Below are 13,369 nucleotides of genomic sequence, written 5' to 3'. Positions count from 1 at the left end.
TGCCGTCTTGTAAAAATTGGAACGATCCAATATCACTTTGGAACGGTCTAATATCGGGGTTTGATTCGTGAATTGGATATTTGTTGGTGCCAGCACCATCGCTGCGCAATACATGTTATCGGCGGTCAGATCCCAAGCCGGTCACAAGGTTTCGTGGGTTGTGAGTGGGTCGATGGATCGTGGGGCGGCCTGGGCCCGAGATCATGGCGTTCCATCTGTCACGACCGATCTCGCTGAGGCCCTTGCGGATTCGGACGCCACAATCGCCTACATTTCCACGACCAACGAAAAGCATTTTGGCCAAGCCATGGCGTGCATTGCGGCGGGCAAACATGTGCTGTGCGAAAAACCGCTGGCGATCACTCTGGGCGAAGCTTGCAGGATGGTTGCGGCTGCGCGTGATGCCGGTGTTGTCTTCGGCACCAATCATCATCTTCGGTGTTCCGGTGCCCATCGGGCGATAAAGGAAGTGATAGCAAAAGGCCAAATTGGCAAAGTTCTGTCGTTGCGCATTCATCACGCGGTCTACCTGCCCGAAAACCTGCAGGGCTGGCGGATAAATGATGCTGCGGCTGGTGGCGGCGTGGTGCCAGATATAACGGTGCACAATGCAGACGTTGCGCGGTTCCTGCTGAACGAGGACCCTCAATCTGTCGTGGCACAGGTGACATCCTCTGGCATGGGCGAGGGTGTCGAGGATTCGGCCATGTCGGTCTGGATGATGCCATCCGGCACGATGGTGATGTCCCATGAGAGCTTCACGCATGAATTTGCCGGCAATGGGCTGGAGGTTCACGGCGAAAGCGGGTCGATTTTTGCAAACAACGTCATGACACAGGAACCAATTGGCACCGTAGAACTGGTCACGGGGTCAGGAAGGCAACAAATCCCCTTTCCACAACATTCGCTATACGAGCGGGGTGTTTCAGATTTCGTCACAGCCGTCGAGGGGCAGGGTCGGGCTGCGGCTGATGGCGTGGACGGTGTCAAATCGCTGGCCGTTGCTTTGGCGGTTCGCGAAGCTGCTCAGAGCGGAAAGCGTATAACGGTCAATTACGGAGAGGTATCGTGAGCAAGGTCGTTTCTCCCGCCGAAGCGGCGAAGCGTGTCCCCGATGGGGCCGTTGTCACGGTGTCGTCATCCTCGTCGTTGGGGTGCCCTGATCTCATGCTCAAAGCCATTGGTGAGCGGTTCGAGGCAGAAGGCCATCCGCGCGACATCACTTCCCTTCACCCAATCGCGGCAGGTGACATGTATGGCGTCAAAGGGATGGATCATCTCGCCAAGGATGGTCTGCTGACACGCGTTCTGGCAGGGTCATACCCTTCAGGCCCGTCCAGTTTGGCGATGCCTGAAATCTGGAAAATGATCGTCGAAGATCGCGTCGCTGCGTATAATGTGCCCTCCGGCATCATGTTCGATATGCACCGCGAAGCAGCGGCCCACCGCCCCGGTGTCCTTACCCAGATCGGGCTGGAGACTTTCGTTGACCCTGTCCGCGAAGGCTGTGCGATGAATGCCCGGGGTGCCGCACGTCCGATCGTATCACGTGTTGAATTCGCCGGAGACACGTGGCTGCATTTTCCAAATGTCGTGCCCGATATCTGCATTTTACGGGCGACCACGGCGGACTCGCACGGCAATCTCACCTACGAACATGAAGGCGCGTATCTGGGTGGCCTGGAGCAGGCGATTTGCGTTCGCAACAACGGAGGGCTGGTAATCGCACAAGTGGAACGGATCACCGCATTGGGCAGCCTCCGCCCTCATGATGTTCGCGTGCCGGGCCACCTGGTCGACCTTGTGATCATCGACCCGGATCAGAAACAGACCTGTGAGACGGACTACGACCCGGCCATTTCCGGACAGGTCATGCGCCCCTGGGAGAGTTTTGCCCACGCCGAACACGGAGTTGAAAAAGTCATTGCCCGTCGGGCCGCGCAGCAACTTCGCGCCGGAATGACGGCGAACCTCGGTTTTGGCATCAGCGCTATGGTGCCCCGCATTCTGCTGGAAGAAGGTCATCCGCAAGCGGTGACCTGGGCCATCGAACAGGGGGCCGTCGGAGGGGTGCCGCTGACAGGTTTCGCCTTTGGTTGTGCCTCAAACGCAGATGCGTTTGTGCCATCGCCACAGCAGTTCATTTATTTTCAGGGAGGTGGGTTCGATATGTCTTTTCTCTCCTTCATGGAGGTGGACACGCATGGCAACGTCAATGTTTCGAAATTGGGAAAAAAACCTTACCTGACAGCGGGTTGTGGCGGGTTTGTGGACATAACGGCGCGCGCGCGCAGCATTGTCTTCTCGGGATGGTTTGAAGCTGGCGCACAGATAGAACTTAGCGATGACGGCATCAACGTCGCCAAGCCGGGCCGTTTTACCAAGATGGTGAAGAATGTCGAGCACGTTACTTTCTCGGGGGATCGCGCAAAATCGCTTGGGCAAGACGTGATTTACATTACCGAGCGCTGTGTCATTCGATTGACCGAAGACGGGTTGGTCGCGACCGAAATCATGCCGGGCATTGATCCGCAGACAGATATCGTTCGCGCCTCCGAACACCGGGTGAAGGTCGCTGAAAACGCCAAGCTAATGCCCAGATCACTCCTTGCAAAGACACCGATGGGATTGGTCCTATGAGCGACGTTGTTCTGGAGATCAAGGGAGATGTCGCCGTTCTGACATTGAAGAACCCGAGCAAGTTGAATGCGCTGACTATCCCGATGATCGAAGCGCTGGAATCCCATTTGATGCGGATTGACTCCGACAGCACAATCCGTTGCGTTATTCTGACGGGTTCCGGCGACAAGGCGTTTTGTTGCGGAGCGGACATTGCGGGTTGGGGGCATCTTACGCCAGCCGAATTTGCACGCCACTGGGTGCGCAACGGGCACCGCGTTTTCGACCGTCTCGCGCGTCTGCCCCAACCAACGATTGCGGCGCTAAACGGTCATGCTTTTGGCGGCGGGCTGGAGTTGGCCAGCGCCTGTGACATCCGCGTGATTTCTCCCCGCGCCACGCTCGCCTTGCCCGAAGCTCGCGTCGGCATTGTACAGGGTTGGTCCGGCACACAACGCCTCCTTCGGCTGTTGCCCGAACCTGTGATCAAGGAAATGGCGTTGTTCGGGCGTCGCATTTCTGCTCAGCGCGCAATGGCTTTGGGCTTTGCTGCTGAACTGGCCGAGGACGCTCTTGTTTCAGCTATGGAAATCGCAAACACGCTAAGCCAGATGTCGTCCCGCGCTACGGAAGTGTCAAAGAACATGATCCATGCGGCGGCGGGCGAAGACAGGGGGGCCATGGTCGAGGCATTGGGGAGTGCCGCGGTGGCTGCCAGCGAAGACCGTGAAGAAGGTGTCGCGGCATTCCTTGAAAAGCGGCCACCAACGTTCTCCGGGACATGATGCGATGAATGAATTCAACATCACCCCGTCAATTCCCTGCATCCTGCCAGAACCTTTCGAGGGAAGGCATCTCATTAACGGTGTCTGGCAAAGCAGCGCTGACGGGGCAACATTCGAACGCAGTTCCCCATCACACGGGGTGGCCGTCAGCAAATCCGCCAAAGGTGGGCACTCTGAAACGGAAGCTGCCATCAACGCCGCACGCGCTGCATTTGATTCGGGCATCTGGAGCCGTATTTCGGGCCGCGAACGGGCTGCTTACTTGCTAAAGGCTGCGGATTTGATCGAAGCAAATGTCGATCGCATTGCAGTGCAAGAGACATTGGAAAGCGGCAAGCCGATCACTCAATCCAGGGCGGAGGTTTCAGGGGCCGCGGATTTATGGCGTTACGCAGCCTCTCTGGCCCGGTCACTGCACGGCGATAGTTATAACTCTCTGGGTCCCGACATGTTGGGTGTCGTGTTGAAAGAACCCATCGGCGTTGTCTCCATCATTACGCCTTGGAACTTCCCGTTCTGGATATTGAGCCAGAAGTTACCGTTTGCTCTGGCCGCAGGATGCACCGTCGTCGTGAAACCCTCGGAGGTCACGCCCTCAACGACGGTGATGATGGGCGAGTTGCTGGTAGAGGCCGAGCTTCCTGCCGGGGTCTGCAATATCGTGCTGGGTTACGGCGAACCGGTTGGGCGCCTGATGTCTACCCATAACAAAGTGGATATGGTGACATTTACTGGCTCTACTGCCGTCGGGAAAAAGATAACCGAAGCCGCAGGCGGCACATTGAAAAAAGTCGCGCTTGAACTGGGCGGAAAAAACGCCCAGATCGTCCTTCCGGACGCAAATCTGGACGACGCAGCGGACGCGGTCGTTTTTGGCGCTTACTTCAATGTGGGTCAGTGCTGTAACGCCTCCAGCCGATTGATCGTCCACGAGGATATCGCTGCCTCGTTTGTGGCTAAAGTCGTCGCGCTTTCGCGAGATGTGGCCTTTGGTGATCCTCTTGATCCGCGCACACAGGTTGGCGCCATCGTGACAGCCGAACACAACAGCAATATCGGCGCCTATGTGGAAAACGCCGTCGCGGAGGGAGCAACACTCGAATTGGGCGGCGGCTTTCTCGATGTGCCGGGGCTGGGTCAGCAGTTTTTCCAACCGACCATTATCAGTGGCGTGTCGGCCGAAATGGGAATTGCACGAGAGGAAGTTTTTGGCCCGGTGCTGAGTGTGCTGACTTTCAAGACCCTTGAAGAGGCAATTTCTCTGACCAATGACACATCTTACGGATTGTCAGTGGGTATCTGGAGCGAGAATATCCACCATTGCCTTGAGTTTGCCCGGCGTGCTCAGGTTGGTACGGTATGGACCAACACGTGGATGGATGGCTATCCTGAACTGGCCTTTGGCGGGATGAAGCAATCCGGCCAGGGTCGGGAAATCGGCCACTATGGCTTTGAAGAATTCCTTGAGGTGAAATCTGTCGTGATGCGCGTTGGCCGCACACGCACCTCTTGGGTGAAACCGCGCGATCAAAAGCGTGAAGACCCGATTACGCAATAAGGGAGGAAACCAAATGCGTGCAATTTTGAAATCCAAAGCCACAGTTGTGGCGGCGGTGATGGCGTCGACAACCATGGTTGCGGCTGAGGACGTTGAGGTCCTCCACTGGTGGACGTCAGGCGGCGAAGCCGCTGCTCTGAATGTCCTCAAGCAGGATCTTGAAGGACAGGGTATCGGCTGGACCGATATGCCGGTCGCTGGTGGCGGTGGGGAACAGGCGATGACTGTTCTGCGCGCGCGCGTAACGGGAGGTAATGCACCGACAGCTGTTCAGGGTCTGGGATTTGATATTCTGGATTGGGGCAATCAAGGCTCGCTGGCAAATCTCAACGACGTGGCTGCCAAGGAAGGCTGGGACGATGTCGTTCCGGACGCGCTCAAGGCGTTTGCGAAGGTGGACGGCAAATGGGTTTCGGCACCGGTGAACGTCCATTCGACCAATTGGGTCTGGGCCAACAAGGCGGTTCTGGATGCCAACGGGATCGCCGTGCCCACCACGTGGGACGAATTCACCGCAGCTCTGGACACGCTCAAGGCCGCTGGGGTGACACCCATCGCCCACGGGGGGCAGGCCTGGCAGGACGCGACCGTTTTCGATGCGGTTGCTATGTCGGTGCTGGGCCCGGACGGCTATAAGGCTGCTTTCATTGACCTGGATGAGGGCACACTTGGCTCTGAGGGCATGAAAGAAGCCTTTGACCGCATGGCAGTGATCCGCTCCAATGTTGATGACAATTTCTCGGGCCGCGACTGGAACCTTGCCACGGCGATGGTGATCAATGGCGAAGCGGGTTTTCAGATGATGGGTGACTGGGCCAAGGGGGAATTCCTGAACGCCGATAAGGTCCCGGGCGAGGATTTCCTCTGCTTCCGGTTCCCCGGCACGGCAGAGCAGGTCACCTTCAACGCAGATCAATTCATGATGTTCGATCAAGGCGGCGCGGTATCGGCTGAACAGGCGGCTCTGGCCTCGGCGATCCTGTCACCATCGTTCCAATCCGCATTCAACGTCGTCAAAGGATCGGTGCCAGCACGCACGGATGTCAGCGATGCCGATTTTGATGACTGCGGCAAGCAAGGCATGAAAGACCTCGCAGCGGCAGCGGCCTCTGGCAACCTCTTTGGGTCCATGGCCCATGGTCACGCGGCGCCAGCATCGGTCAAGAACGCGATCTATGACGTTGTTACAGCGCATTTCAACGGCGAATATGATAGCGAAACAGCGGTGGCGGAATTGGTAGACGCGGTCTCGATCGCTAAGTGATCCTGCCGGTAGGGCGGCGGGAGATGCCGCCCTACCCTCTCTTGCGCCCATCGCGCAAAACGTCAAAGACATACGCGGAGGGCGCATAGTGGCTCACACGGCCAACAGCGATTTCAAGACACGTCTTCAGAACTGGATTCCCAAGCTGGTGCTGTCGCCGTCGGTGGCGATGATGCTGGTCTTTGTTTACGGGTTCATTCTGTTTTCTGTCTACCTGTCCTTCACCGACAGCCGTTTGCTGCCGAGTTATGGCTGGGTTGGACTGGAGAATTATTCGAAACTCTGGCGTCTCAGCCATTGGGAAATCTCCCTGAAAAACATGGGAATTTTTGCAGCGCTTTACATCGCGATCTGCACCAGTATCGGGTTGGGGCTTGCCATTTTTCTGGATCAGAAAATCCGCGGTGAAGGGCTGTTGCGGCCCATATACCTTTACCCGATGGCGCTCAGTTTCATTGTTACCGGTACGGCCTGGAAATGGTTTCTCGATCCCGGCATCGGCCTGGAAAACGTCATGCATACATGGGGATGGGAAAGCTTCGAGTTTCGCTGGATCAAGGATAGGAACTTCGCGATCTACACGGTCGTTCTCGCCGCAGTCTGGCAAACCAGCGGTTTTGTCATGGCCATGTTTCTTGCGGGCCTACGCGGGATCGACAATGAAATCCTCAAAGCCGCACAGATGGATGGTGCCAGCAACTGGAACCTCTATCGCCGGATCATCATCCCACAACTGCGCCCCGCTTTCCTGTCGGCTTTCGTGATCCTGTCGCATCTGGCAATCAAGACCTTCGATCTGGTGATCGCGTTGACGGGCGGCGGGCCGGGCCGGGCCACGGAATTACCTGCCACCTTCATGTATTCCTACACGTTCACCCGAAACCAGATGGGTATTGGTGCTGCCTCTGCCACGATTATGCTGATGACCATCGCAGCGATCATGATCCCTTACCTCTATTCCGAACTGCGGGAGAAGCGCTGATGTCTGTCGCCTCTCAAGATACCGCAATCCGCACCGGTCGGATCACGCGCACGCTGATCTATGTGGTGCTCATTCTCTTCGCGCTTTTCTACATGCTACCGCTCTACGTGATGGTGGTGAATTCGGTGAAACCGCTCTCCGAGATCACCGGCGGCGGCATGATGAACCTGCCCCGGGAATTCACGCTGGACCCGTGGTTCAAGGCCTGGTCGTCAGCCCAGATCGGTGTAGAGCCAACAGGGCTGGCCCCCTATTTCTGGAACTCGATCAAGATGGTCGTGCCCGCCGTGGCAATCTCCACCGTGCTGGGCGCGCTGAATGGCTATGTTTTGACCAAGTGGCGTTTCAAATACGACACGATCCTTTTTGGCCTGATGCTCTTTGCCTGTTTCATCCCGTTTCAGATCGTCCTGATCCCAATGGCCCGCATGTTGGGCCTGATGGGACTGGCCGGAACCACCTGGGGCCTTGCTTTGGTTCATGTCGTATACGGGATCGGGTTCACCACACTCTACTTCCGTAACTATTACGCGGTCTTCCCGACAGAACTGATCCGTGCCGCCCAAATCGACGGCGCTGGTTTCTTCCAGATTTTCTGGCGCATCCTCTTGCCCTCCTCGGGGCCGATCGCCGTGGTATCGATCATCTGGCAATTCACCAACATCTGGAACGACTTCCTCTTTGGCGCGTCATTTGCCGGAGCTGACAGCCAGCCGATGACGGTGGCACTTAACAATCTCGTGCAGGCGTCGCACGGCGTAAAAGAATATAACGTCCACTTCGCCGGTGCCATCCTCGCCGCAATGCCAACTCTGCTCGTCTACATCGTTGCGGGCCGCTACTTTGTCCGCGGCCTGATGGCGGGCTCCGTGAAAGGATAGACCCATGGGCTTTCTTGATATTGATAATACAACAAAATCCTATGGGTCCGTCGAGGTTTTGCACAACGTCGACATATCCGTCGAAGAAGGTGAGTTTCTGGTGCTCGTCGGACCATCTGGTTGCGGCAAATCCACCCTGCTGAACATGATTGCGGGACTTGAGGAAATCACCAGCGGGGAAATCCGCATCAAGGATAGCGTAATGAACGGGGTTCACCCGTCCAAGCGAAACATCGCCATGGTTTTCCAGAGCTACGCGCTTTACCCGAATATGACGGTCGGTCAGAACATCACTTTTGGGCTGGAAATGCATGGCACACCCAAGGCAGACCGCGAAATCGCCATGCGCGATGTGGCAAAGCTCCTGCAGATTGAACCGCTGCTCGACCGCAAACCCGGTCAGCTTTCCGGGGGGCAACGGCAGCGGGTCGCAATGGGGCGTGCGCTGGTCCGCAACCCGGATGTGTTTTTGTTCGATGAACCGCTGTCCAATCTTGATGCAAAGCTGCGTGTGGACATGCGGACAGAGATCAAGAAGCTGCATCAGAAACTCGGTACGACCATTGTTTATGTCACCCATGACCAGATCGAAGCGATGACCCTTTCGACACGGATTGCGGTGATGAACGGGGGCTATGTCCAGCAATTGGGCACACCGCAGGAAATCTATGACAGTCCGGCCAATATCTTTGTAGCCACCTTTATGGGATCGCCAGCGATGAACGTATTGCCCGCAAAAGTCCGGGTTCAAGACGGCCTGCCACATGCGGAGATTGTTCTTCATGATGGAAGCGCCACGCTATTGCCCTTCAGCCAGGGAAACCTGACAGCGTGGGAAGGAAAAGAAATCCTGCTCGGCATCCGGCCCGAAACCATTACCGACAGCGATGGCGCGGACCGCAAATCAAAAAACATCGCACAGATGACCAATCGGATCGTGGTCACCGAACCCGCCGGGTCCGATACGTTCGTGTCGATGCAGTTGAGTGGCAAGGACGTGATCGCCCGGATGCGCTCCGATGCCGAGGTGCGCCCGGGGCAGGATTTCACCTTTGCCGTCAACATGGAGAAAGCCGTCGCGTTCGATCCGCAAACAGAAGCTCGTATTCAACCCTGATGCAACCGGATGTCGTCATCATCGGGTCCGGCATGGGCGGGGCAACACTGGCCGCCGCTCTGGCACCCAGCGGCCGCCGCATATTGATCCTTGAGCGCGGCGAAGCTCTCAGACCGTCACCTGCGGATCGTGATGCGAGGGCGATCTTTGCTGATGGGGTTTTCCGCCCGGACGAAATGTGGCTGGACGGCTCCGACCAAGCCTTCAACCCCGGTAATTTCTATAATGTTGGTGGGAATTCCAAGTTTTACGGTGCCGTTTTGATCCGTTACCGGGAAGCGGACTTTTCACCGATCAAACATCGCGGCGGGTCCACACCCGGTTGGCCAATTGCCTATGAAGAACTCGAGCCTGACTACCTCGCTGCCGAACACCTCTACGAGGTCCGTGGCCCAACGGGCGAAGATCCAACCGATCCGGCCCGTTCCGGCGCGTATTTGCATGCTCCGGTGCAGGATGAGCCCGATATCGCGCAATTGAGACAGCGGCTAAAAGCCTCTGGTCTGAACCCCGCATCGCTTCCTCTGGGCGTCGATATTGACCGTTGGCTCGCGGCAGGCAGGCATCCTTGGGACGGGCATCCCGACACCTGCGGCGGCAAGATGGATGCGGAAACCATCGGCCTCAAGACTGCGCTGGAGCACCCAAATGTTGACCTCTGGACCGGATGCCAGGTTTCATCGCTGCAGGCAAATGCTGAGGGGCGAATTACTGGCGTGTCTTGCGCCTTAGAGGGTGAAGAGCGCACCATTGATGCGGGCACCGTGGTTCTGTCGGCCGGGGCCGTTCAGTCCGCGGCCCTGCTCCTAGCGTCGGCGAGCGAGCTTTATCCAAAGGGTCTGGCTAACCGGTCAGATCAAGTCGGGCGAAACTTCATGAACCATAACTGTTCCGCTGTTTTGGCCCTGCACCCGCTGAGGAAGAACCGGGCGATCTACCAGAAAACACTGATGATCAACGATTTTTACCTCTCGGACGGCAAAGGTGGCGCACCATTGGGCAACATTCAGTTGCTCGGCAAGATATCGGCTCCGATTCTGGATGGCACAACGCCGCTGCCGCGCTGGCTGGCTGTGATGCTGGCTGCGCGCTCTTTCGATTTCTACGCCATGTCAGAAGATCTGCCGAACCCTGAAAGCCGCGTGACCCTCAAAAACGGCCAGATCAAACTGGACTGGCAAAGGTCCAACTGGGCCACCCATGAAGCGCTGGTTCAGCAGCTCAAAACCTGCCTGCGCAAGGCTGGATTCCCGATTGTGCTGTCCCGTGCGTTTGACCGAAGGACGCCATCCCATCAGTGCGGAACAGCCCGGATGGGCCGTGACCCCGCTTTGAGTGTCGTCGATACCTACTGTCGCAGCCATGACCACCCCAATCTCTTCATTGTTGATGCGTCCGTGTTGCCGACATCAGCGGCGGTCAATCCGGCGCTGACGATTGCAGCGCTGGCCCTGCGCGCAGGACGCCACATCACAGATACGGAGTTCGCGGCATGAGCAGAACGGCATTGGTGACCGGGGGGCAACAGGGCATTGGTTTTGCCGTCGCCAAAGAATTAATCGGCGCGGGATTTCAGGCGGCTGTTGTTTCGCTGCCCCCGGACGATGATCCCAAAGTCCTCAGTGCCCTGAGCGCATTGGGTCCCAAAGCGCATTACTTTCAGCACGACATCGCGGATGTTGATCGCATTCCCGCGCTACTGGATCGGGTGGAGAAGGCATTGGGTCCGCTTACGACATTGGTGAGCAACGCCGGTGTCGGTGCGCCGGTGCGCGGCGATATGCTCGATCTTGCACCGGACAATTGGGACCATGTTCTGGGTGTCAATCTGCGTGGTGCCTTTTTTCTGGCTCAGGCAGTGGCTAAACGCATGGTGAAAAGTCCATCCGAACACTACCGCTCGATCGCTTTCATCACTTCCGTCAGCGCACAGATGGCCTCAACGACGCGCGCAGAGTACTGCATTTCAAAAGCTGGTGCCAGTATGATGTCAGACCTCTTTGCCCTGCGTCTTGCCCCCCATGGGATCGGCGTTTTTGAATTGCGTCCAGGGATCATTGCCACCGATATGACAGCGGCCGTGCGTGACGAATATACACCGCGCATTGAAAATGGCCTCGTGCCTGCCGAGCGGTGGGGGGAACCGCAGGACATCGCCGAAATCGTTTTGGCCATTGCCAATGGGCAGATGCGATTTGCCAATGGCGCTTGCATCCCGGTGGACGGCGGTCTGTCCATCCCGCGATTGTAGAGGTTACCGATGACCAAGGGATTTGATTTCATCGTCGTCGGTGGGGGCTCGGCTGGGTCGGTGGTCGCGGCCCGCCTGAGCGAAGACCCAAGCGTCCGTGTTTTGCTGCTCGAAGCCGGAGGGTCTGATCGCCATCCGTTTTTCCATTTGCCAGCCGGTTTCGCCAAAATGACCAAGGGCATTGGCAGTTGGGGGTGGTCGACGATCCCGCAGAAACACATGAAAAACCGGGTCTTTAACTATACGCAGGCCAAAGTCATTGGTGGGGGGTCTGCGATCAATGCCCAGATATACACGCGAGGCGCAGCGCAGGACTATGACGAGTGGCACCAGCTCGGTTGCGAAGGCTGGAGCTTTGCGGATGTCCTGCCCTACTTCAAGAAATCCGAAGACAACGACACGCACGATGATGCATTTCACGGGCAAGGAGGCCCTTTGGGCGTCAGCCAGCCCGCCGCCCCGTTACCCATTTGTGACGCCTACATCGAAGCGGCCGGTCAATTGGGTATCCCCCGGAACACGGATGTAAACGCGCAGAAACAGGACGGAGCGGCCTATTATCAGCTGACCCAAAGGAAGGCACGCAGATCCTCAACCGCAATGGCCTTTTTGGCCCCGAACAAGGGCCGTCAAAATCTGACCGTGAAAACAAACGCCCAGGTTCGCCGTATTATGGTCAAAGACGGGCGGGCGACCGGTATCGAGATGGCCGACGGCACCGAGATCACAGCCCGCAACGAGGTTATTCTGTCATCAGGCGCGATCGGCTCGCCACGCCTGTTGCAGCTATCCGGGATTGGCCCTGCAGCCGCGCTGAGACAAATCGGTATCGACGTTGTCCTGGATCAACCGAACGTGGGTGCCAACTTGCAGGATCATCTTGATCTCTATGCGATTTGCGAAGTCACCGGCCCTCACACCTACGACCGATATGCCAAGCTGCATTTATCTGCCATGGCCGGCTTGCAATATCTGCTCACCCGCAAAGGTCCGGTCGCTTCCAGCCTCTTTGAAACAGGCGGTTTCTGGTATGCGGATCCCGACGCCCGATCGCCGGATATCCAGATGCATCTGGGCTTGGGCACCGGCATTGAGGCGGGTGTCGAGGCGATGCCTAACGGGGGTGTTACGCTCAATGCCTGCTTCCTACGGCCACGATCTCGCGGGAGTGTGCGTCTGCGTTCCGGCGACCCTGCGGACATGCCCTGCATAGACCCCAACTATCTGGCCGATCCTTACGACCGCGAAATGTCGATCAGAGGTCTCAAGCTGGTTCAGTCCATTCTGGCTCAGGATGCTCTGAAACCTTACATTATGGCTGAACGGTTGCCCGGACCGGGCGTTCGGACCGATACAGAGTATTTCGACTTCATCTGCACCCATTCAAAAACCTCACACCATTGTGCCGGAACCTGCCGCATGGGCGTCGATGAAGGCGCGGTTGTTGACCCACGCCTCCGCTTCAATGGCATTGAAGGCCTGCGCGTGGTCGATGCCTCGATCATGCCACGTGTCAACTCTTCCAATACCAATGCCCCCACCATCATGATCGGTGAAAAGGCCGCCGATATGATCAAAGAAGACCAAGGAATTGCCCTATGATCCGCCACATGGTTTTGACCAAATTCACCTCTGAGACCCCCGAGAGCACGATCCTTGATATCTATGCCGGTTTGCGCCGCTTGACAGAGATGATGCCGGGTGCGCGCAATTTCGGCGGTGGCAGATCGCAAAGTCCGGAAAAGATTGAGCGTGGCTACATGCACGGGTTTTCAATTGATTTCGACGGTTGGAGTGATCTGCAGGCGTATTCAGAGAACGAGGATCACAAGGTCCTGGGCGGCCAGATTGTTGCAAATGCCGAAGGCGGGCTGGAAGGTGTGCTCGTCCTGGACATCGAAGTGTGAGGACG

The 13,369-nt window shown here is 57.2% G+C and carries 12 protein-coding genes; all 12 read left to right on the top strand.

Translation table 11 applies throughout. The features are described from left to right. Positions 1-67 precede the first annotated feature (67 nt). The 12 genes from ACOTTU_RS17915 (at position 68) to ACOTTU_RS17860 (ending at position 13,364) form a co-directional block, all read left to right on the top strand. Positions 68-1,072, top strand: a complete 1,005-nt coding sequence (locus ACOTTU_RS17915; protein ID WP_425659997.1) for a Gfo/Idh/MocA family protein — start codon at positions 68-70, stop codon at positions 1,070-1,072. Then, entirely contained in the window at positions 1,069-2,640 is a 1,572-nt protein-coding gene (locus tag ACOTTU_RS17910) for an acyl CoA:acetate/3-ketoacid CoA transferase (protein ID WP_425659996.1), read from the top strand. Before ACOTTU_RS17915 ends, ACOTTU_RS17910 begins: the two co-directional genes overlap by 4 nt. Continuing rightward, positions 2,637-3,404: an enoyl-CoA hydratase/isomerase family protein gene (locus ACOTTU_RS17905; protein ID WP_425659995.1), complete on the top strand. Its 768-nt coding sequence runs from the start codon at positions 2,637-2,639 to the stop codon at positions 3,402-3,404. The genes ACOTTU_RS17910 and ACOTTU_RS17905 overlap by 4 nt, the downstream gene beginning before the upstream one ends. Before the next feature lie 4 nt (positions 3,405-3,408). Then, positions 3,409-4,962, top strand: a complete 1,554-nt coding sequence (locus ACOTTU_RS17900) for an aldehyde dehydrogenase family protein (protein ID WP_425659994.1) — start codon at positions 3,409-3,411, stop codon at positions 4,960-4,962. A gap of 58 nt (positions 4,963-5,020) precedes the next feature. Then, positions 5,021-6,226, top strand: coding sequence for an ABC transporter substrate-binding protein (locus ACOTTU_RS17895; RefSeq protein ID WP_425660100.1), 1,206 nt, complete (start codon positions 5,021-5,023; stop codon positions 6,224-6,226). A gap of 169 nt (positions 6,227-6,395) precedes the next feature. Next, positions 6,396-7,208, top strand: a complete 813-nt coding sequence (locus ACOTTU_RS17890) for a carbohydrate ABC transporter permease (RefSeq protein ID WP_425660099.1) — start codon at positions 6,396-6,398, stop codon at positions 7,206-7,208. After that, positions 7,208-8,089 (top strand): carbohydrate ABC transporter permease, encoded by an 882-nt coding sequence (locus ACOTTU_RS17885; protein WP_298918714.1) that lies wholly within the window; start codon positions 7,208-7,210, stop codon positions 8,087-8,089. The genes ACOTTU_RS17890 and ACOTTU_RS17885 overlap by 1 nt, the downstream gene beginning before the upstream one ends. A gap of 4 nt (positions 8,090-8,093) precedes the next feature. Beyond that, positions 8,094-9,206, top strand: coding sequence for an ABC transporter ATP-binding protein (locus ACOTTU_RS17880; protein ID WP_425659993.1), 1,113 nt, complete (start codon positions 8,094-8,096; stop codon positions 9,204-9,206). Next, positions 9,206-10,702, top strand: a complete 1,497-nt coding sequence (locus tag ACOTTU_RS17875; RefSeq protein ID WP_425659992.1) for an FAD-dependent oxidoreductase — start codon at positions 9,206-9,208, stop codon at positions 10,700-10,702. The genes ACOTTU_RS17880 and ACOTTU_RS17875 overlap by 1 nt, the downstream gene beginning before the upstream one ends. Beyond that, positions 10,699-11,457 carry a 3-ketoacyl-ACP reductase gene (locus ACOTTU_RS17870; RefSeq protein WP_425659991.1) on the top strand — a complete coding sequence of 253 codons (759 nt, stop codon included), beginning with the start codon at positions 10,699-10,701 and terminating at the stop codon, positions 11,455-11,457. Before ACOTTU_RS17875 ends, ACOTTU_RS17870 begins: the two co-directional genes overlap by 4 nt. Positions 11,458-11,466: 9 nt before the next feature. Continuing rightward, the gene (locus tag ACOTTU_RS17865) at positions 11,467-13,059 is read left to right on the top strand and encodes a GMC family oxidoreductase (RefSeq protein ID WP_425659990.1); all 1,593 of its coding nucleotides are present in this window, start codon (positions 11,467-11,469) and stop codon (positions 13,057-13,059) included. Then, a complete protein-coding gene (locus ACOTTU_RS17860) occupies positions 13,056-13,364 on the top strand; it encodes a Dabb family protein (protein WP_425659989.1) in 309 nt (102 codons plus the stop codon). Before ACOTTU_RS17865 ends, ACOTTU_RS17860 begins: the two co-directional genes overlap by 4 nt. Positions 13,365-13,369: the final 5 nt, after the last annotated feature.

Origin of the sequence: Roseobacter sp. EG26, assembly GCF_049830555.1 — a bacterium.
Lineage (GTDB): Bacteria > Pseudomonadota > Alphaproteobacteria > Rhodobacterales > Rhodobacteraceae > Roseobacter.
This window is presented reverse-complemented; position numbering and strand designations above follow the sequence as displayed.

Bases quoted from the DNA above. Each gene is read 5' to 3' on its own strand.
- ACOTTU_RS17900 (WP_425659994.1), top strand. From the start codon at position 3,409: ATGAATGAATTCAACATCACCCCGTCAATTCCCTGCATCCTGCCAGAA.
- ACOTTU_RS17895 (WP_425660100.1), top strand. From the start codon at position 5,021: ATGGCGTCGACAACCATGGTTGCGGCTGAGGACGTTGAGGTCCTCCAC.
- ACOTTU_RS17865 (WP_425659990.1), top strand. From the start codon at position 11,467: ATGACCAAGGGATTTGATTTCATCGTCGTCGGTGGGGGCTCGGCTGGG.
- ACOTTU_RS17860 (WP_425659989.1), top strand. From the start codon at position 13,056: ATGATCCGCCACATGGTTTTGACCAAATTCACCTCTGAGACCCCCGAG.
- ACOTTU_RS17880 (WP_425659993.1), top strand. From the start codon at position 8,094: ATGGGCTTTCTTGATATTGATAATACAACAAAATCCTATGGGTCCGTC.
- ACOTTU_RS17885 (WP_298918714.1), top strand. From the start codon at position 7,208: ATGTCTGTCGCCTCTCAAGATACCGCAATCCGCACCGGTCGGATCACG.
- ACOTTU_RS17890 (WP_425660099.1), top strand. From the start codon at position 6,396: ATGATGCTGGTCTTTGTTTACGGGTTCATTCTGTTTTCTGTCTACCTG.
- ACOTTU_RS17870 (WP_425659991.1), top strand. From the start codon at position 10,699: ATGAGCAGAACGGCATTGGTGACCGGGGGGCAACAGGGCATTGGTTTT.
- ACOTTU_RS17875 (WP_425659992.1), top strand. From the start codon at position 9,206: ATGCAACCGGATGTCGTCATCATCGGGTCCGGCATGGGCGGGGCAACA.
- ACOTTU_RS17905 (WP_425659995.1), top strand. From the start codon at position 2,637: ATGAGCGACGTTGTTCTGGAGATCAAGGGAGATGTCGCCGTTCTGACA.